Origin of the sequence: Streptomyces sp. NPDC047706 (genome assembly GCF_043204795.1) — a bacterium.
GTDB lineage: Bacteria > Actinomycetota > Actinomycetes > Streptomycetales > Streptomycetaceae > Streptomyces.
The window spans coordinates 79,433-99,279 of record NZ_JBIDCW010000008.1; the positions used below are offsets into that span (position 1 = coordinate 79,433).

Annotated in this window: 16 protein-coding genes; 12 read left to right on the forward strand and 4 right to left on the reverse strand. The window is 69.7% G+C overall.

The window, feature by feature from the left end; genetic code table 11:
• Nucleotides 1-70 precede the first annotated feature (70 nt).
• The 11 genes from ACGF8A_RS11925 (at nucleotide 71) to ACGF8A_RS11975 (ending at nucleotide 14,120) form a co-directional block, all read left to right on the forward strand.
• Nucleotides 71-298: a hypothetical protein gene (locus ACGF8A_RS11925; RefSeq protein ID WP_393106866.1), complete on the forward strand. Its 228-nt coding sequence runs from the start codon at nucleotides 71-73 to the stop codon at nucleotides 296-298.
• A gap of 28 nt (nucleotides 299-326) precedes the next feature.
• Nucleotides 327-1,772 (forward strand): N-acetylglucosamine/diacetylchitobiose ABC transporter substrate-binding protein, encoded by a 1,446-nt coding sequence (gene ngcE, locus ACGF8A_RS11930; protein WP_393106868.1) that lies wholly within the window; start codon nucleotides 327-329, stop codon nucleotides 1,770-1,772.
• Nucleotides 1,773-1,881: 109 nt separating this feature from the next.
• Nucleotides 1,882-2,811, forward strand: coding sequence for a carbohydrate ABC transporter permease (locus tag ACGF8A_RS11935; RefSeq protein WP_393106870.1), 930 nt, complete (start codon nucleotides 1,882-1,884; stop codon nucleotides 2,809-2,811).
• A 15-nt stretch (nucleotides 2,812-2,826) separates the two neighbouring features.
• Nucleotides 2,827-3,750, forward strand: a complete 924-nt coding sequence (locus ACGF8A_RS11940; RefSeq protein ID WP_393106872.1) for a carbohydrate ABC transporter permease — start codon at nucleotides 2,827-2,829, stop codon at nucleotides 3,748-3,750.
• Nucleotides 3,751-3,944: 194 nt separating this feature from the next.
• Nucleotides 3,945-5,156: an ROK family protein gene (locus ACGF8A_RS11945; RefSeq protein WP_393106874.1), complete on the forward strand. Its 1,212-nt coding sequence runs from the start codon at nucleotides 3,945-3,947 to the stop codon at nucleotides 5,154-5,156.
• Between the two features lie 132 nt (nucleotides 5,157-5,288).
• Entirely contained in the window at nucleotides 5,289-6,401 is a 1,113-nt protein-coding gene (locus ACGF8A_RS11950) for a sugar ABC transporter substrate-binding protein (protein ID WP_393107220.1), read from the forward strand.
• 182 nt (nucleotides 6,402-6,583) lie between these two features.
• Nucleotides 6,584-7,375: an ATP-binding cassette domain-containing protein gene (locus ACGF8A_RS11955; RefSeq protein ID WP_393106876.1), complete on the forward strand. Its 792-nt coding sequence runs from the start codon at nucleotides 6,584-6,586 to the stop codon at nucleotides 7,373-7,375.
• A complete protein-coding gene (locus ACGF8A_RS11960; RefSeq protein ID WP_393106878.1) occupies nucleotides 7,372-8,667 on the forward strand; it encodes a sugar ABC transporter permease in 1,296 nt (431 codons plus the stop codon). The genes ACGF8A_RS11955 and ACGF8A_RS11960 overlap by 4 nt, the downstream gene beginning before the upstream one ends.
• 308 nt (nucleotides 8,668-8,975) lie before the next feature.
• A complete protein-coding gene (gene dxs / locus ACGF8A_RS11965) occupies nucleotides 8,976-10,898 on the forward strand; it encodes a 1-deoxy-D-xylulose-5-phosphate synthase (RefSeq protein WP_393106880.1) in 1,923 nt (640 codons plus the stop codon).
• A 152-nt stretch (nucleotides 10,899-11,050) separates the two neighbouring features.
• Complete coding sequence (locus ACGF8A_RS11970; RefSeq protein ID WP_393106882.1) at nucleotides 11,051-12,574, forward strand: amino acid permease; 1,524 nt, start codon at nucleotides 11,051-11,053, stop codon at nucleotides 12,572-12,574.
• Nucleotides 12,575-12,647: 73 nt separating this feature from the next.
• Nucleotides 12,648-14,120, forward strand: a complete 1,473-nt coding sequence (locus ACGF8A_RS11975; protein WP_393106884.1) for a glycosyltransferase family 39 protein — start codon at nucleotides 12,648-12,650, stop codon at nucleotides 14,118-14,120.
• 206 nt (nucleotides 14,121-14,326) lie between these two features.
• Here ACGF8A_RS11975 and ACGF8A_RS11980 read toward each other — a convergent pair whose 3' ends face one another.
• The gene (locus tag ACGF8A_RS11980; RefSeq protein ID WP_393106886.1) at nucleotides 14,327-14,692 is read right to left on the reverse strand and encodes an NTP pyrophosphohydrolase; all 366 of its coding nucleotides are present in this window, start codon (nucleotides 14,690-14,692) and stop codon (nucleotides 14,327-14,329) included.
• A gap of 68 nt (nucleotides 14,693-14,760) precedes the next feature.
• Between ACGF8A_RS11980 and ACGF8A_RS11985 the strand changes: the two genes are divergently transcribed.
• Nucleotides 14,761-15,786, forward strand: a complete 1,026-nt coding sequence (locus ACGF8A_RS11985) for a hypothetical protein (RefSeq protein ID WP_393107222.1) — start codon at nucleotides 14,761-14,763, stop codon at nucleotides 15,784-15,786.
• Nucleotides 15,787-15,875: 89 nt separating this feature from the next.
• On the opposite strand, the gene ACGF8A_RS11990 is transcribed toward ACGF8A_RS11985, so the two are convergent.
• The 3 genes from ACGF8A_RS11990 to ACGF8A_RS12000 form a co-directional block, all read right to left on the reverse strand.
• Nucleotides 15,876-16,067, reverse strand: a complete 192-nt coding sequence (locus ACGF8A_RS11990) for a hypothetical protein (RefSeq protein WP_393106888.1) — start codon at nucleotides 16,065-16,067, stop codon at nucleotides 15,876-15,878.
• Between the two features lie 135 nt (nucleotides 16,068-16,202).
• Entirely contained in the window at nucleotides 16,203-18,332 is a 2,130-nt protein-coding gene (locus ACGF8A_RS11995) for a 3-hydroxyacyl-CoA dehydrogenase NAD-binding domain-containing protein (protein WP_393106890.1), read from the reverse strand.
• Nucleotides 18,329-19,546: a thiolase family protein gene (locus tag ACGF8A_RS12000; protein WP_393106893.1), complete on the reverse strand. Its 1,218-nt coding sequence runs from the start codon at nucleotides 19,544-19,546 to the stop codon at nucleotides 18,329-18,331. Before ACGF8A_RS12000 ends, ACGF8A_RS11995 begins: the two co-directional genes overlap by 4 nt.
• Between the last annotated feature and the right edge of the window lie 301 nt (nucleotides 19,547-19,847).

A 19,847-nucleotide genomic window follows, 5' to 3' on the forward strand; every position in this document is an offset into this window, starting at 1 on the left:
AACGTTGTCAATTTCCGTGCGCAAGGACCAGTAGTGACTCAAGTGGCCGATCCTGTCAAGGGTGTTGACTGTGCCGTTCGAGACCTATGTCGCGGATTTTTCCGGCAAGGCGCCCACCGGCGACTCGTATTTCCGCGAGGTCTCAACTCGGAAAAGACCGACGGCGAACCTTGCATTCGATCTTGCTCCGTCGGCGGGAAGTGGACTATACCTGTCGGCGATTCACATGATGCGCACTTCCCGCACGACCCTGCTTGACCCGACCGCGGTGCCGGGGAGGATCCGGTTCACCGCCTGAGTCCTGTTCAGAAGGCGAGGACTTGAGCATGGGATCCCCATCCGCAGAGAACCCCGGCGCCGATGGCGTCGGCCGCCGTGCACTGATCAAACGCTCCGCCGCGCTCGGCCTGGTCTCCGTACCCGCGATGAGCTTCCTGTCCGCCTGTGCCAGTGGCGGCGGGGATGACGAACCGTCCGACGGCACCCAGGGCAAGACGTCGAAGGACAACCCCTTCGGCGTGAAGGAGGGCAGCAAGCTCGACGTCGTCATCTTCAAGGGCGGTTACGGCGACGACTACGCCAAGGCGTGGGAGGCCGCGTTCCAGAAGAAGTGGGGCGTCACCTCCACGCACACCGGAACGCAGGAGATCACCGGCAAGCTCCAGCCCCGTTTCAACGCGGGCAACCCGCCGGACATCGTGGACAACTCCGGCGCCCAGAAGATCAAGATCGATGTGCTGTACAAGAACGACCAGCTGCTCGACCTCGCCGAGGTGCTGGACGCGCCGAGCGTGGACGACCCCTCGAAGAAGGTCCGGGACACCGTCATTCCCGGCACCCTGGACCCGGGGCTGCAGAGCGGAAAGGTCGTCGCCCTCAACTACATCTACACGGTCTGGGGACTGTGGTATTCCGGAAAGCTTTTCGAGGAGAAGGGCTGGCAGGAGCCGAAGAGCTGGGACGACTTCCTGGCCATCTGCAAGGACGCGAAGTCGCAGGGCATCGGCGGGCTCGCGCACCAGGGCAAGTACCCGTACTACATCAACGTCGCCATCATGGACCTGATCGCCAAGAAGGGCGGACTGGACGCCATGAAGGCGATCGACAACCTCGACCCGAAGGCGTTCGTCGGCTCCGACGCGGCGCAGGCCGCCGTGGAGGCCGTCTACGAGGTCGTCGAAAAGGGCTACCTCATGCCCGGCACGAACGGGCTGGAGCACACCGAGGCACAGACCCGGTGGAACCAGTACAAGGCCGCGTTCATCACCAGCGGCTCCTGGCTGGAGAACGAGCAGCTGAAGCAGACGCCGTCCGACTTCGACATGAAGTTCCTTCCCATGCCGCTGCTGCCGGACAGCGTCATGCCGTTCGAGGCGATTCGCGCCGGCTCCGGTGAGCCATTCATCATCCCCTCCAAGGCGAAGAACCTGCCGGCCGCCAAGGAGTTCATGCGGATGATGCTGTCGCGGGAATGGTCGACGCTCTTCGCCAAGGAGGCGAACTCGCTGACCATACTCCAGGACGGGGTCGACCCCAGCGTCCAGCTGCGGCCCGGTACGCAGTCCACGGTCGAGGCGTCCAAGGCGGCGGGCGAGAACACTTTCCGATTCCTGTACACCGAGTGGTACAGCGAGATGGACACCGCGATCCAGAACGCGTCCAACGAGCTGATGGCGCGGCGGATCCAGCCCAAGGAGTGGCTGAAGAGGGCGCAGGCCGCGGTGGACAAGGCGGCGAAGGATCCCGCGTCCAAGAACAACCGTCGGGAATAGTTCTCCGGGGAATGCCGTGGGGTGCGGTGGACTGTGTGGTGCGGGCCTTCACCGGCTTGTCGCGCGGTTCCCCGCGCCCCTTCGGGTCGGGACAGCAGGGGCAGGTTTCATGCGCAAGGGGCAGTACCGGTTCGTCGCGGGGTTTCTCCTGGTTCCCGTGGCGCTCTATCTCGTCTTCGTCATCTGGCCGTACATCCAGACGTTCGGGTACTCCCTGACCGACTGGAAGGGGCAGTCGCAGACCTTCGACTTCGTCGGTCTCGACAACTACAAGGCGTTGTTCCAGGACGACATCTTCATGGGTGCCATCCGGCACAACATCCTGTTCCTGGTCTTCATCCCGGTGATCACCATTCTGCTCGCGCTGTTCTTCGCCTTCATGCTGAACGCGGGCGGGCGCAGCCGGGCCGGCGGGGTCGCGGGCGTGGCCGGGTCCAGGTTCTACAAGGTGGTGTACTTCTTCCCGCAGGTGCTCTCGCTGGCGATTCTCGCGGTGCTCTTCGGCGCCGTGTACCGCAGTGACAGCGGCGGCATGCTCAACGGCCTTCTGGTGAAGCTGGGCCTGGTCGACCCGGACAGTCCCGTCGAGTGGCTCAACGAACCCGACTTCGTGCTGTGGGCGCTGATCCTGGTCGTGGTGTGGCACGGCGTCGGCTTCTATCTGGTGCTCTTCTCCGCCGCCATGCAGTCCATCCCGCGGGACATCTACGAGGCCGCGCTCATCGACGGTGCCGGGCGGGCCCAGTCGTTCTTCCGTATCACCCTGCCGCTGCTGTGGGACTCCGTGCAGACCGCCTGGGTCTACCTCGGTATCGCGGCGATGGACATGTTCATCCTGGTGTCCACCATGACCTCGGGAGAGTTCGGCGGCGGACCGGACCACGCCAGCGAGGTCATGTCGACGGTGATGATGCGCAACTTCCTCTACTACGGGAAGAGCGGCTACGCCTGCGCCATGGGCGTCGTCATGCTCCTTCTCACCCTGATCCTGTCCGTGGTCATGCTGCGCGCCACCCGCCGCGAGCGCGTCGAGTTCTGAGCGGGAGAGACGACGATGAGCGCACCCATCAAGGAGAACGCCCCCGCCCTCGCCAAGGAGCCCTCGTACCGGCCCCCGGACCGGGCCGGTGAGCGGCGCGGCGAGGGCGTGGCGCTGAACGCGTTCTCGCACGGTTTCCTCGCCCTGTGGGCCCTGATGATCGTCCTGCCGCTGCTGTGGCTGGTCCTCAGCTCCTTCAAGACCGACTCGCAGATCGCGGGCTCGGCCTTCGGCTGGCCGCAGAACTGGTCCTTCGACGTGTTCACGCGCGCGTGGGAGAAGGGCATCGGCGACTACTTCTTCAACACGGTCGTCGTGCTCGTCTTCTCGGTGCCGCTGACCATGCTGTTCGGCTCGATGGCGGCGTACGTGCTGGCGCGCTACCAGTTCTGGGGAAACCGGCTGCTGTACTACTTCTTCGTGGCCGGCGCGATGTTCCCCGTGTTCCTGGCCCTGGTCCCGCTGTTCTTCATGGTGAAGCGGCTGGACATGCTGAACACGTACCAGGGCCTGATCCTGGTCTACGTCGCCTACTCGATGCCGTTCACCGTGTTCTTCATGCACGCCTTCTTCCGGACCCTGCCCACGGCGGTGTTCGAGGCGGCGATCCTGGACGGGGCCTCCCACAGCCGGACCTTCTTCCAGATCATGCTGCCGATGGCCAAGCCCGGCCTGATCAGCGTGGGGATCTTCAACATGCTCGGGCAGTGGAACCAGTTCATTCTGCCGACGGTCCTGATGCAGCCGCAGAGCGGTGACGATCCCGAGCGCTACGTCCTCACCCAGGGGCTCGTCCAGCTGGAACAGCAGCAGGGCTACGCCTCCGATCTGCCCGTGCTCTTCGCGGGTGTGACCATCGCCATGATCCCGATGCTGGTCGTGTACCTGTCGTTCCAGCGGCAGGTGCAGGCGGGGCTCACGTCGGCAACCCTGAAGTGAAGGGGCGATAGCTTCCCGTAACCGTTCGCACACACACCGCTTCCCGCCCTGGAAGCGGTGTGTGTGCTGTGCGCCCGGGCCGCTGAAACTGTTCAACCTCTTGACGGGAGGCAACCCGAACGGCTCAGCTTAGAGTTCACTAGTTGGACATAGACGGGGCCTCATCGAAGCGGTCCCGCGCGCGGGAGGTCGTCGTGGAGACTCCGGGGTCGCAGTCGTCGCTGCACCGAGCCAACCTGGAGCGCGTGGTCCGAGCCGTACGGCTGGCCGGATCCCTCACCCAGGCGGAGATCGCAAGGACGACCGGTCTGTCCGCGGCGACGGTCTCCAACATCGTCCGTGAGCTCAAGGACGGCGGAACGGTCGAGGTCACACCCACCTCGGCGGGTGGCCGCCGGGCCCGCAGCGTCTCGCTCAGCGGTGACGCCGGCATCGTCATCGGCGTCGACTTCGGCCACACCCACCTGCGCGTCGCGGTCGGGAACCTCGCCCACCAGGTGCTGGCCGAGGAGTCCGAGCCGCTGGACGTCGACGCCTCCGCCGCGCAGGGCTTCGACCGGGCGGAAGAGCTGGTCAACCGGCTGATCGCGGCGACCGGGGTGGACCGCGCCAAGATCGCCGGGGTGGGCCTCGGGGTGCCCGGCCCGATCGACGTGGAGTCCGGGACCCTGGGCTCCACGTCGATCCTGCCCGGCTGGACCGGCGCCCGGCCCGCCGAGGAGCTGCGGGGGCGGCTCGGCGTACCGGTGCACGTGGACAACGACGCCAACCTGGGTGCCCTGGGCGAGCTGGTCTGGGGCGGCGGCAAGGGCGTGCGGGACCTGGCGTACATCAAGGTGGCCAGCGGTGTCGGCGCGGGGCTGGTGATCGACGGGAAGATCTACCGGGGCCCTGGGGGCACCGCCGGGGAAATCGGACATATTACACTCGATGAGTCCGGCCCCGTCTGCCGCTGCGGAAACCGGGGCTGCCTGGAGACCTTCGCGGCCGCGCGCTACGTGCTCCCGCTCCTCCAGCCCAGCCACGGCAGTGACCTGACCATGGAGGGCGTCGTACGGCTGGCGCGGGACGGTGACCCGGGCTGCCGTCGGGTGATCGCCGATGTCGGCCGCCACATCGGCAGTGGAGTGGCCAACCTGTGCAACCTGCTGAACCCGAGCCGGGTGGTCCTCGGCGGTGATCTCGCCGAGGCCGGAGAGCTGGTGCTCGGGCCCATAAGGGAGTCCGTCGGCCGCTACGCCATCCCCAGCGCCGCGCGCCAACTGTCCGTTCTCCCAGGGGCACTTGGCGGCCGTGCGGAGGTGCTCGGGGCGCTCGCCCTCGCGCTCAGCGAGATGGGCGATTCGACACTTTTGGACGGTGGCGTCGGTGGCGCGCTTCCGGCCGTTGCACCTGCCTTCACTTAGAGAACGGATGGCACCGTTGCCAACCCGTTAAGGATTTACTTCTTGACGTCGCACGTGTGGCCGAGTTGACTTCCAGCCACCTCGGCCGCAACGACGCGGCCTCGTCAGGGAGGTTATGAAGTGAACACGCGTATGCGTCGTGCCGCCGTTGCCATTGCCGCGGGTGCCATGGCCGTCTCGCTGGCCGCTTGTGGCAGCGCTGAGGAAGCGGGCGGCGCCAGCGACGCCAGCGACGCCGGCGGCTCCGCCGCGAAGGGCGACAACATCAAGGTCGGCCTGCTCCTTCCGGAGAACAAGACCGCGCGTTACGAGAAGTTCGACCGGCCGCTGATCGAGAAGAAGATCAAGGAGCTGACGAACAACAAGGCGGAGATCCAGTACAACAACGCCCGCCAGGACGCCAACCTTCAGGCCCAGCAGGTCGACACGATGATCACCAACAAGGTGGACGTGCTGATCCTGGACGCCGTGGACGCCAAGGCCATCAAGAACTCCGTGCAGAAGGCCGCGGACGCCGGCATCAAGGTCGTCGCCTACGACCGCCTGGCCGAGGGCCCGATCAGCGCCTACACCTCGTTCGACAACGAGGAGGTCGGCCGCACCCAGGGCGAGGCCCTCCTCGAGGCCCTGGGCGACAAGGCCAAGGACAGCCAGATCGTCATGATGAACGGCTCGGTCACCGACCCGAACGCCGCCCAGTTCAAGAAGGGCGCGCACTCCGTTCTCGACGGCAAGGTGAAGATCGGCAAGGAGTTCGACACCAAGGAGTGGTCGCCGGACAACGCCAACTCCAACATGGAGGCGGCGATCACGGCGCTCGGCAAGAACAAGATCGCCGGTGTCTACTCCGCCAACGACGGCATGGCGGGCGGCATCATCACCGCCCTGAAGGCCGCGGGCATCGCCGACGTCCCGGTCACCGGCCAGGACGCCGAGCTGGCCGCCGTGCAGCGCATCATCATGGACCAGCAGTTCATGAGCGTCTACAAGTCCTACCCGCAGGAGGCCGAGGTCGCCGCCGAGATGGCGGTCGCCCTGGCCAAGGGTGAGGACCTGGGCGCCATCGCCAAGGACAAGGTCTCCAGCGGCAGCGCCAAGGACGTCCCGGCGGTCCTGGTCCCGGTGATCTCCCTGACCAAGGAGAACATCAACGACACCGTGATCAAGGACGGCATCTACACCGCCGACGAGATCTGCACGGGCAACTACAAGTCCGCCTGCGACAAGCTCGGCATCGGCGGCTGATCCGGTCCCGGCCCCTCTCCAAGTACGGGAACCCGTCAGCGGGTTCCCGTACCGGTCGGCCGGACCACAGGCTCCTCCGGCGCCCCGCGTCACACACAGCCCCGCAAGCTAGTCACGGGGCGCCGGCGGAACATCCCCCAGTCTTTCTGCACAACCTCCCGCCGGGTCAGGCGGCGAAGGAGATGGTTCACGTGTCCGCTACGCCCGTGCTGGCGTTGCGCGGGGTCTCCAAGCGGTTCGGTGCCGTTCAGGCGCTCACCGACGTAGAGCTTGAGGTCCACGCCGGTGAGGTGGTCGCCCTGGTCGGCGACAACGGCGCCGGAAAGTCCACGCTGGTCAAGACGATCGCCGGCGTGCATCCCATCGATGAGGGCGTCATCGAATGGGAAGGCAAGGCCGTTTCGATCAGCAAGCCGCACGACGCCCAGGCACTGGGCATCGCGACCGTCTACCAGGACCTCGCGCTGTGCGACAACATCGACGTCGTCGGCAACCTGTTCCTCGGCCGTGAGCTGAGGAAGTGGGGCGTGCTCGACGAGGTCGAGATGGAGCGCCGCTCGCGCGAGCTGCTGAAGACGCTCTCGATCCGCATCCCCAGCGTGCGTATCCCGATCGCCTCGCTCTCCGGCGGTCAGCGCCAGACCGTGGCCATCGCGCGCTCGATGCTCGGCGAGCCCAAGCTCGTCATCCTCGACGAGCCGACCGCCGCCCTCGGCGTCGAGCAGACCGCCCAGGTGCTGGACCTGGTGGAGCGGCTTCGGGAGCGCGGCCACGCCGTGATCCTGATCAGCCACAACATGGCCGACGTCAAGGCCGTCGCCGACAAGGTGGCGGTACTGCGCCTCGGCCGCAACAACGGCGTCTTCGAGGTCAAGACGACCTCGCAGGAGGAGATCATCTCCGCCATCACGGGCGCCACCGAGAACGCCGTGACCCGCCGTGCGGCGCGCACGAACGGGGAGGTTTCCAAGTGAGCGTCGACAAGACCTCCACGGCCGCGGCGAACGGCCAGACCGTCGAGAACCCCGAGGCGGCCGCCGCCGCGGTGACCGCGGTCGACCCCCGGCTGCTCGTGCGCGAGCAGGGCCTGGCCGGCTACCTCGGCGAGTTCAGGCGCAAGATGAAGGCGGGCGAGCTGGGTTCCATCCCGGTCGTCATCGGCCTGATCATCATCTGCGTCGTCTTCCAGAGCCTGAACTCCGCGTTCCTGTCCGCCCAGAACATCAGTGACATCACCGTCACGATGGTCGGCACGGGCATGATCTCGGTCGGCATCGTCTTCGTGCTGCTGCTCGGCGAGATCGACCTGTCCGTCGGCTCGGTCAGCGGCGCCTCCAGCGCCATCGCGGCCGTGCTCGCGGTGAACCAGGGCTGGCCGGAGTGGGCGGCGGTGCTCTTCGCCGTCGCCGCGGGTGCCGCCATCGGCGCCGCCCACGGCTTCTTCTTCGCGGTGCTCGGCGCCCCGGCCTTCGCCGTGACGCTGGCGGGCCTGCTCTTCTGGCTGGGCTTCATGCTCCAGACGCTGGGCGAGAACGGCACGATCAACCTCGACAGCGACGGCTTCATCGGTCAGCTGACGACGTACTTCTTCACGGACGTCGCCGCCGCGTACGGCCTGGCGGCCGTGGTGACCGCGATCTTCTTCGTCACCTCCTTCCTCGGCAACCGGCGCCGCGAGGCGGCGGGCGTCCCGTCCCGGCCCATGAGCGACACCCTGCTGCGCACGGGGCTGCTCGCGGTGGTCTCCTTCGCCGCGGCGTTCATGTACAACCAGTACAAGGGCCTGCCGCTGGCGACCGTGATCTTCCTGGTGTTCCTGGTCGGCACGGACTTCCTGCTCCGCCGGACGACGTACGGCCGCAAGGTCTTCGCGCTCGGTGGCAGTGTCGAGGCGTCCCGGCGTGCGGGCATCAACGTCACGGCGGTCCGGATCTCCGTGTTCGCGATCTCCGGCGGCTTCGCGGCGATCGGCGGTCTGTTCCTGGCGTCGAAGATCGCGTCCGCGAACCAGAGCGCGGGCACCGGCGACCTGCTGATGAACGCCATCGCGGCCGCCGTGATCGGTGGTACCTCGCTGTTCGGCGGCCGTGGACGCACCTGGAACGCGCTGCTGGGTGTGCTGGTGATCGTCTCCATCCAGTACGGGCTCCAGCTGGAGTCCATCGCCGAGCCGGTGAAGTACATGATCACGGCAGGTGTGCTGCTGACCACGGTGGTCATCGACTCGGTCACCCGGCGGACCCAGAAGACCGCCGGCCGGGCGTAGGGGCTGCGCCGCGGGGGTGCGGTGGTCCGCCGGGCGCCGGTCCGGTGCGGCTGACCGCGCCCGTGCGGCGGAGCCGCATGTCGGCACAGCCCCGCGCCCCTGGGGGCGTGGCAGTCCCGCTCCCCCTCGAACATGTGCCCGGCACCAACGGCGGTGCCGGGCACAGCCGTGTCGTAGAAGGGCCCTGTCCGGGGTAGAGCCGAACGCGTGACGTACGACCCACCGTCCTGGCGTCGGGGGGTGGGGCGGAACATTAGACTCGACAAGCCCGGTAACAGCTCGAACAGCTCTACTGCAAGGAGGCACGGGTGCCGCTGCTGACCCGCATCACGGGACCGCGCGATCTGGACCGGCTCAGCCTGGAAGAGCTGGACCAGCTGGCCGAGGAGATCCGGACCTTCCTTGTCGAGGCCGTCTCCAAGACCGGCGGCCACCTCGGCCCCAACCTCGGCGTGGTCGAGCTGACCATCGCCCTGCACCGCGTGTTCGAATCACCGAAGGACAAGGTGCTCTGGGACACCGGCCACCAGGCCTACGTCCACAAGCTGCTCACCGGACGCCAGGACTTCTCCCGGCTGAAGATGAAGGGCGGCCTGTCCGGCTACCCCTCGCAGGCCGAGTCCGAGCACGACGTCATCGAGAACAGCCACGCCTCCACGGTCCTCGGCTGGGCCGACGGCCTGGCGAAGGCCAACCAGCTGCTCGAACGCGACGACCACGTGGTCGCCGTGATCGGCGACGGCGCGCTCACCGGCGGCATGGCCTGGGAGGCGCTGAACAACATCGCCGACGCCAAGGACCGCCCGCTGGTCATCGTCGTCAACGACAACGAGCGCTCCTACGCCCCCACGATCGGCGGCCTCGCCAACCACCTCGCGACGCTGCGCACCACGGACGGCTACGAGCGCTTCCTCGCGCGCACCAAGGAGGTCCTGGAGCGCACCCCGGTCGTCGGCCGGCCGCTCTACGACACCCTGCACGGCGCCAAGAAGGGCCTGAAGGACTTCATCGCCCCGCAGGGCATGTTCGAGGACCTGGGCCTCAAGTACGTCGGCCCGATCGACGGCCACGACATCGAGGCGCTGGAGTCCGCGCTGGCCCGCGCCAAGCGCTTCGGCGGCCCCGTCATCGTGCACTGCCTCACCGAGAAGGGCCGTGGCTACCAGCCCGCCCTCCAGGACGAGGCCGACCGCTTCCACGCCGTCGGCAAGATCCACCCCGACACGGGCCTGCCGATCGCCTCCTCCGGCGCCGACTGGACCTCCGTCTTCGGCGACGAGATGGTCAAGCTCGGCAAGGAGCGCGAGGACATCGTCGCCATCACCGCCGCGATGCTCCAGCCGGTCGGCCTGGACCGCTTCGCGAAGGTCTTCCCGGACCGGGTGTACGACGTCGGCATCGCCGAGCAGCACGGCGCCGTCTCCGCGGCGGGCCTGGCCACCGGCGGAGTGCACCCCGTCTTCGCCGTGTACGCCACCTTCCTCAACCGCGCCTTCGACCAGGTCCTGATGGACGTCGCCCTGCACAGGTGCGGCGTGACCTTCGTGCTGGACCGGGCCGGTGTCACCGGCACCGACGGCGCCTCCCACAACGGCATGTGGGACATGTCGATCCTCCAGGTCGTCCCCGGCCTCAGGCTCGCCGCCCCGCGCGACGCCGAGCAGGTGCGCGCCCAGCTGCGCGAGGCCGTCGACGTCGACGACGCGCCGACCGTGGTGCGCTTCTCCAAGGGCGCCGTCGGTCCCGCCGTACCCGCGGTGGGCCGGATCGGCGGCATGGACGTGCTGCGCGAGCCCGGCACCACCACGCCCGATGTGCTCCTCGTCTCGGTCGGCGCGCTCGCGCCGATGTGCCTGGAGGTCGCCTCGCTCCTCGACAAGCAGGGCATCTCCACCACCGTCGTCGACCCGCGCTGGGTCAAGCCCGTCGACGAGGCCATGGCCCCGCTCGCCGACCGGCACCGCGTGGTCGTCACCGTCGAGGACAACTCCCGCGTCGGCGGCGTCGGCTCGGCCGTCGCCCAGGCTCTGCGGGACGCGGGCGTCGACGTACCGCTGAGGGACTTCGGCATCCCGCCGCGTTTCCTCGACCACGCCTCCCGCGCCGAGGTCATGGCGGAGATCGGGCTGACCGCCCCGGACATCGCCCGGCAGGTCACCGGCCTGGTCTCCCGGCTCGACGGGCGCTACGAGCGGACGGCCGCCGACGAGATCGAGGCCGCGCGCGACTGACCGGGCGCCACCCGGAGCCCTCTGAATGGGCCGGTGCCGCCACTCTTCACAGTGGCGGCATCGGCCCATTCGCGTGAGACGGCGCGTGCCGGGGCATACGCACTACGCCCCCTCTCGATCATGTCGAGGACGACAAGCGTGGGAGGTCCGCCGTGAGCAGCACCCTCTTCCGGACGAAGAAGGTCGAGCAGTCCATCCTCGATACCGAGGAGCCAGAGCACGCGCTCAAGAAATCCCTGTCCGCCCTGGACCTGACGGTCTTCGGCGTCGGTGTGATCATCGGCACCGGCATCTTCGTCCTCACCGGGTCGGTCGCGAGGAACAACGCCGGACCGTCCGTCGCGCTGTCCTTCGTGGTGGCAGGCGTCGTCTGCGCTCTCGCCGCGCTCTGCTACGCCGAGTTCGCCTCCACCGTCCCGGTGGCCGGCTCGGCGTACACCTTCTCCTACGCCTCCCTGGGGGAGCTGCCCGCCTGGATCATCGGCTGGGACCTCGTCCTGGAGTTCGCGCTCGGCACGGCGGTGGTGGCCGTCGGCTGGTCGGGGTACATCGCCTCGCTGCTGGAGAACGCCGGCTGGCAACTGCCCGAGGTGCTCGGGACCCGGGAGGGCGCCGACGGGTTCGGCTTCGACATCCTCGCCTCCGCCCTGGTGCTGGTGCTCACCGCCATCCTCGTGGTCGGCATGAAGCTCTCCGCCCGGGTGACCTCCGTCGTGGTCGCCATCAAGGTGACCGTCGTCCTCGTCGTGATCATCGCCGGCGCGTTCTTCATCACCGGCAGCAACTACGAGCCGTTCGTCCCCGACCCCGAGCCCGTGGCGGCGGGCCGCAGCCTGGACGCGCCGCTCGTGCAGCTCATGTTCGGCTGGGCGCCGGCCAACTTCGGCGTGCTGGGCATCTTCACCGCCGCCTCCGTGGTCTTCTTCGCCTTCATCGGATTCGACATCGTGGCCACCGCCGCCGAGGAGACCAAGAACCCGCAGCGCGACATGCCCCGCGGCATCCTCGGCTCGTTGTTCATCTGCACCGCCCTCTACGTGGCGGTGTCGATCGTCGTCACCGGGATGCAGAACTACCGCGAACTGTCCGTGGACGCCCCGCTCGCCGACGCCTTCAAGGCCGTCGGACAGCCCTGGTTCGCGGGCTTCATCAGCTTCGGCGCCGCCGTCGGCCTGACCACCGTCTGCATGATCCTGCTGCTCGGACAGACCCGCGTCTTCTTCGCGATGAGCCGCGACGGCCTGCTGCCGCGCTTCTTCTCCCGCGTCCACCCGCGGTTCAAGACCCCGCACCGGCCGACCATCGTGCTCGGCGTGCTCATCGCGATCCTCGCGGGCTTCACGCCCCTTCAGGAGCTCGCGGCCCTGGTGAACATCGGCACCCTGTTCGCCTTCGTGATCGTCGCCATCAGCGTGATCATCCTGCGCAGGACCCGCCCCGACCTGCACCGCGCCTTCCGCACCCCGTGGGTGCCGGTGCTGCCGATCGTGTCCGTGCTGGCCTCGCTGTGGCTGATGCTGAATCTGCCCGCCGAGACCTGGGTCCGGTTCGCCGTCTGGATGGCGATCGGCGTCGTCGTCTACTTCCTGTACGGCCGCTCCCACAGCCGCCTCGGACGCCATGGGGAGACCACCGCCGCGGAGGTCATGCGTCCCCCGCGCGGCGACAAGGAGTGAGCGACCCGTTCCGGGCATCCGGCCTCGTATGTCCTGTTTCTGTGGGACATATGAGGCCGGATAGCGTACGGCCATGCGCGCCGAGCCTCTCGCCCCACCACGCCCCGTAGCCGAACGAGGGGCGGCGCACGGATACTGGACCCGGCTGCTGCCCCTGCTGGCGGCCCTGGCCTGCCTCACGCGCGTGCCGTCCTTCGTACGGCCGCTGTGGAACCCCGACGAGGGCTATCTCGCCGTACAGGCGCGCATGCTGGCGCACGGCGGGGCACTGTACGAGACGGTCGTGGACCGCAAACCGCCGCTCGTGCCGTGGCTGTACGAGGGGGCGTTCGCGCTGGCCGGCTCCGAGTCGCTCGCCCCGGTCCGGGTGCTGGCGGTGCTGGCGCAGTTGCTCACGGCCGTCGCGCTCGCCTCGCTCGCGCGGCGACGGTGGGGCGACCGCGCGGGCCGTACCGCCGGAGTGCTGTACCTGCTGGTGTCCGTAGGACTCCACCCCGAGGACGCGCAGGCCGCCGGCTTCGAGGTCTTCATGCTGCCGTGCACGGCCGCCGCCATGTGGTGCGCGGACCGGCGCCGCTGGGGATGGGCCGGCACGGCCGTCGCCGGGGCCTTCCTCGCCAAGCAGACCGGTGCGGCCGTACTGCTGCCGGTGCTCTGGCTGTATGTCCGTAACGGCGGCGCCGCGAAGGGCGGGCTGCTGCGGCTCGCGGCGGGGGCCGTCCTGCCGGTGCTGGGCGCGGCCCTGGCCACCGACCCGGCGGGCTTCGTGTTCTGGACGGTGACGGGCTCGGCGGCGTACGCCTCGTTCACCGGTTCCGAACTGCACGTTCTGAGCCGGGGCCTGGCCAACGCCGCGCTGCTGGCCGTGGGATGCGCCGGGCTGCTGCCACCGGTGGTACGGGCGTTGCGGGTGGTGCGCGCAGGTGCGGCGGAGCTGTGGCTGTGGCCGGCCGCGTCGGCGGGTGCGGTGCTGGCCGGGTTCCACTTCTTCGGCCACTACTACCTGCAACTCCTGCCCCCACTCGCCCTGCTGGCGACCGCCGCGCTGCACGTCCTGCCCCGTGAACGCCTGGTGACAGCCGTCGTCACGTCGGCCCTGTGCTGCGGCCTCTTCCTCGCCTGGGGGCTGTTCGCCCCACGCCCCGAACTCGCCCACGTCCAGCGACTGGCACAAGCCACGGCCCGCCGCACCGAGCCCGGCGACCGCGTCCTCGTCTGGGGCATGCACCCGGAGACGTACTGGCTGGCCGACCGCGCCCCCGCCAGCCGCTACCTCACCGCCGGCCTGCTCACCAACTACAGCGGCGGCCGCAACGGCCCCCAGGTCGGCGAGAAATACGGCGTCGAGGGCGCCTGGCCCGCCTTCCGCGCCGAACTCGCCGCCCATGCCCCCGCCCTGATCGTGGACGACTCCCGCGGCAAGCCGTACGCGCCGGAGCGGGTCCCGAGCCTGCGCAAGATCCTGGTGGCGGGATACGAGGAGGTGGGAGAGGTCGACGGGGCGGTGCTGTACGCGCGGGTGGGCAAGGGCGCGGGGAAGCCGTAGGGGGCGCGGGGAGACCGTAGGGGGTACGTGAGGCGGTCGGGGCGCGAGGAAGGCCGGATGGGCACGGAGCCGTCGGGGGAGCGCCTGGTGGCAGGGGAGTTCCTGGCAGTGGGGAGTGTCCGGCGGTGGGGGGTGTCCGGCGGTGGGGGGTGTCCGGCGGTGGGGGGTGTCCGGCGGTGGGGGGTGTCCGGCGGTGGGGGGCCGCGCTAGCGGTTCACCGACCGGGGGCCCGCCACCTCCGCGCCCAGTTCCGTCACCCGGCGCCTGAGCTCGCGGTCGGCCGTGACGACCAGACAGGGGCGGTCGCCCACCTCGCCGACCAGTTCGACCATGCGGTCGTCGCCGCTGCCGGGTGCCGCGTCCACGCGTACGCCCGGCACGGACTCCACCCCGCGGGCCGCGCCCTCCACCACGAGGACGATCTCCACGGGCTCCGGGTGCCCCGGCAGGCCGTCGACCGCCAGCCGGTCGCGCAGGCGCTCGGCCGCGCCGTGCCGGTCGCGCCACCAGCCGTCGGGGACCGAGCCGACCACGTTCGCCGCGTCGACGATCACCAGGAGCGGGGCAGTCATGTGACCCAGGGTCCCACGAGCCGCCGGCGGGAACCCGGGGGATGCCCGATTAAAGTAGGAGCGTGCCAATGGTCCCTGCGGTGAACGGCGACTGGCTGATACGAGGCCGGGACGGGCGGCTCAGCGCCTACGCCCCGGGCGGTGAGGCCGTCCATTGCCGGGCCGAACGTCACCCGGGCGGCGACTGGCTCCCGCCCCGGAAGGCGGGCGGCGAGCAGCGGCTGCTGCCCGGCATCGCGGTGGGCCAGGGCGCCGACGGCTACGCGCACCTCGTCGCCTGGCGGCCCACGCCGAACGGCGAGGCGGGCCTCGTGCACTCCACGCACTTCCGCCCGCACCTCGCCGCGCTGGACTGGCTTCCTATCGGTCACCCCGACAAGAAGGGGAAGCGGACCGGGATGCCCGCCGTGGCCGTGGACGCCGAGGGGCGCGCCTACCTGTTCGTGCGCAACCGCGGCAGGGGTGTGCAGACCATCAACCAGAAGGAGCGTGGCGGCTGGAACGGCTGGCACGACCTGAAGGGCTCCCGGGTGGCCGAGGAACTCGCCGCCGTCACCGGGGAGTCGGGCCGGGTCGAGGTGTACGCCACGAACCCCGACGGCATCCTGCGCTGGCACCAGCAGGAGCCCGGCGCCCGCCCGGTCGCCGCCGATCCGCTGCCGGTGCGTGTGGCGCCGGGCTCGCTGAGCGCGCTGCCCACCTCCAAGGAGCACACGACGCTGTTCTTCGCCGATCCCGACGGCACCCTGTACGCCTGGCGTCCCGACGGCGACCCGGTCGCGCTGGCCGCCGCGGCCGGGCCGGGACCGGTGGCGGTGCTGCGCTGTGAGCTGGAAGGCCATGACTGCACCGTTCTCGCCCGGCGTTCGTCCTCGGGGCGGGTGGCGTTCGCGGCGTATCCCACGGAGCGGGAGTCGGCCGGCCCGGGGTGGACCGAGTGGGGCCCGCGGCTGCCGGCGGGCTCGCGGGTTGCCCTGGCCCAGGACACCGAGGGCCGCGTCGTCGCCGCGACGGCCACGCCGGACGGCGAACTGCGCGTGGCCCGGCAGAAGGACGGGCCCGGACTGGATCTGGCGGCCTGGCAGGCCGTCTGAGGGCGCGTACGACCGGCGAGGCGCCCCCCGTCCACCTCAAGCCGGCATCCGTGACACCCGCGCCCTCATCGACGCCCGCACCCGCCTCGTCAGCCGCCCGCCGTCCGGCCCGGTCGGCGGGAACCTGCGTCGCGAGCCGCCGCGGGAGGCACGGCCGCACCACCACCGCCCAGTTCACCCTGGCCGCCCTCGCCCGGCACCGCGAGACCGGGCACCACCCGGTCGTCGAGCACTACCGCGACGGCGTACGACGCGGCGGGCGCCGTCACCGTCGCGGCCATCGGCACGGACGGGCGCCCGCGCGCGCCGCCGGTTGTCGGCGACGGCGGGGAGCCCGCTGGGGACGTGGCGCCGGCCCGGCACATATGACGGAGGGCCCCCGCCGTGCGGAGGCCCTCTGTCACGTCAGGTGGCGGTTACGCCGGGACGCTCGCGACTCCCTGCTCCAGGAACCGCTTCCCGTTCACCCGCTCGGCGACGCCCTCGCGGTCCAGGTACGGCGTGATGCCGCCCAGGTGGAAGGGCCAGCCGGCGCCGGTGATCAGGCACAGGTCGATGTCCTGCGCCTCGGCGACGACGCCCTCGTCGAGCATCAGCCCGATCTCCTGCGCCACCGCGTCCAGCACCCGGGCCCGCACCTGTGCCTCGGTGAGTACCGAGTCGCCCTGCTTCAGCAGCGCGGCGACCTCCGGGTCCAGCTCGGGCTTGCCGCTGTCGTAGACGTAGAAGCCGCGCTTGCCCGCCTCGACGACCGCCTTGAGGTTCGGGGAGACCGTGAAGCGGTCCGGGAACGCCTTGTTGAGGGTTTCCGAGACGTGCAGCCCGATCGCCGGGCCGACCAGCTCCAGCAGCACCAGCGGTGACATCGGCAGACCCAGCGGCTCGATCGCCCGCTCGGCCACGTCGACCGGCGTGCCCTCGTCGATGACGTTCTGGATCTCGCCCATGAAGCGGGTCAGGATGCGGTTCACGACGAAGGCCGGGGCGTCCTTCACCAGCACGGCCGTCTTCTTCAGCTTCTTGGCGACGGCGAACGCCGTGGCCAGCGAGGCGTCGTCGGTCCGCTCGCCGCGGACGATCTCCAGCAGCGGCAGGATCGCGACCGGGTTGAAGAAGTGGAAGCCGACGACCCGCTCGGGGTGCTTCAGCTTCGACGCCATCTCCGAGACGGAGAGGGAGGAGGTGTTGGTCGCGAGAATCGCGTGCGCCGGAGCGACCGCCTCGACCTCCGCGAACACCTTCTGCTTGACGCCCATCTCCTCGAACACGGCCTCGATGACGAAGTCGGCGTCCGCGAAGCCCTCGGCCTTGTCCAGGACACCGGTCACCAGCGCCTTGAGGCGGTTGGCCTTGTCCTGGTTGATCCGGCCCTTGCCGAGCAGCTTGTCGATCTCGGCGTGGACGTAGGCGACACCCTTGTCGACGCGCTCCTGGTCGATGTCGGTCAGCACGACCGGCACCTCGAGGCGGCGCAGGAACAGCAGGGCGAGCTGGGAGGCCATCAGACCGGCGCCGACGACACCGACCTTGGTGACCGGGCGGGCCAGGTTCTTGTCCGGGGCGCCCGCCGGGCGCTTGCCGCGCTTCTGCACCAGGTTGAACGCGTAGATGCCGGCGCGCAGTTCGCCACCCATGATCAGGTCGGCGAGTGCCTTGTCCTCGGCGTCGTAGCCCTGCTGGAGGTCGCCGTTCTTGGCGGCGGCGATGATGTCGAGGGCGCGGTAGGCGGCCGGGGCGGCGCCATGCACCTTGCCGTCGGCGATGAAGCGGCCCTTGGCGACGGCCTGGTCCCAGCCCTCGCCGCGGTCGATCACCGGGCGCTCGATCCGGATCTCGCCCTTGAGGACGGAGGCCGTCCAGATGAGCGACTGCTCCAGGAAGTCGGCGCCCTCGAAGATCGCGTCGGCGATCCCGAGCTCGTAGACCTGCTTGCCCTTGAGCTGCTTGTTCTGGTTGAGGCTGTTCTCGATGATCACCGAGACGGCCTTCTCGGGGCCGATCAGGTTGGGCAGCAGGGTGCAGCCGCCCCAGCCGGGGACCAGGCCGAGGAAGACCTCGGGGAGCGAGAAGGCGGGGATGGCCGCCGACACCGTGCGGTAGGTGCAGTGCAGGCCGACCTCGACACCGCCGCCCATCGCGGCGCCGTTGTAGTACGCGAACGTCGGCACGGCGAGAGCGGCGAGACGCTTGAAGACGTCGTGGCCGCCCTTGCCGATGGCGAGCGCGTCCTTGTGCTCCTTGAGCAGCTCGACGCCCTTGAGGTCGGCGCCGACGGCGAAGATGAACGGCTTGCCGGTGACACCGGCGCCGACGATCTCACCGTCCGCGGCCTCCTTCTCGACCTGGTCGATCGCGGCGTTCAGGTTCGCCAGCGACTGCGGGCCGAAGGTGGTCGGCTTGGTGTGGTCCAGGCCGTTGTCCAGAGTGATCAGGGCGAAGCGCCCGGCACCCAGGGGGAGGTCGAAGTGGCGTACGTGCGCGCTGGTGACGACCTCGTCAGGGAACAGCGCCGAGGCCTGCTGCAGAAGCTCGGTGGTGGTGCTCACTTGTCCCCCTCGAAGTGCGGGTTCTCCCAGATGACCGTCGCGCCCATGCCGAAGCCGACGCACATGGTGGTCAGGCCGTAGCGGACGTGCGGCTGCTCCTCGAACTGGCGGGCCAGCTGCGTCATCAGGCGGACGCCGGAGGAGGCCAGCGGGTGGCCGAAGGCGATGGCGCCGCCGTACTGGTTGACGCGCGCGTCGTCGTCGGCGATGCCGTAGTGGTCCAGGAAGGCCAGGACCTGGACGGCGAAGGCCTCGTTGATCTCGAAGAGGTTGATGTCCTCGATGGAGAGGCCCGCCTTGGCGAGGGCCTTCTCGGTGGCCGGGATCGGGCCGTAGCCCATGACCTCCGGCTCGACGCCCGCGAAGGCGTACGAGACGAGGCGCATCTTCACCGGCAGGTCGTGCTCGCGGGCGAAGTCCTCGCTCGCGATGATCGACGCGGTGGCACCGTCGTTCAGACCGGCCGCGTTGCCCGCCGTGACCCGGCCGTGCACACGGAACGGGGTCTTCAGACCGGCCAGGTTCTCCAGGGTCGTCCCCGGGCGCATCGGCTCGTCGGCGGTGACCAGGCCCCAGCCCGTCTCACCGGCCTCCGCGTTCGTGCGGCGCACCGAGACCGGCACCAGGTCGGCCTGGATCTTGCCGTTGGCGTACGCCTTGGCGGCCTTCTCCTGCGAGCGCACCGCGTACTCGTCGGCGCGCTGCTTGGTGATGTGCGGGTAGCGGTCGTGCAGGTTCTCCGCCGTCATGCCCATGAACAGGGCCGACTCGTCGACGAGCTTCTCGCTGACGAACCGCGGGTTGGGGTCGACGCCCTCGCCCATCGGGTGGCGGCCCATGTGCTCGACACCGCCGGCGATGACGGCGTCGTACGCGCCGAAGGCGATGGAGCCGGCCGTGGTGGTCACGGCGGTCAGGGCGCCCGCACACATGCGGTCGATCGAGTAGCCGGGCACCGACTGCGGCAGGCCCGCGAGGATACCGGCGGTGCGGCCGATGGTCAGGCCCTGGTCACCGATCTGCGTGGTCGCGGCGATGGCGACCTCGTCGATCTTCTTGGGGTCCAGGCCGGGGTTGCGGCGCAGCAGCTCCCGGATCGCCTTCACGACGAGGTCGTCGGCGCGGGTCTCGTGGTAGATGCCCTTCGGGCCCGCCTTGCCGAACGGGGTGCGGACGCCGTCTACGAAGACGACGTCCCTGACGGTACGAGGCACGATGGCTCTCCTCCAGGGTGCGGGATGGCACTGCTGCGGCACGCATGCGCTGAGCGCGCGCTCAGTCACCATGCTACTTATGGGTAACGTAGCTGCACAGTCCCCCCGGAACGAGCGGTGAAGGTCACACTGTCCGCCGGTGCCCGCACAGGGGGTATGGCTGAATCCAGCCGCGCCGCCGTGCCCGTTCGGAACAGCGCGTCGACCTGATCCCGCCGGGCCCAAGAACGCCCCTCAGGGGCGCGCGGAACTGCGCGACCAGCCACGACGACCCCGCAGCCGCCCCGCACGACACCTCCCT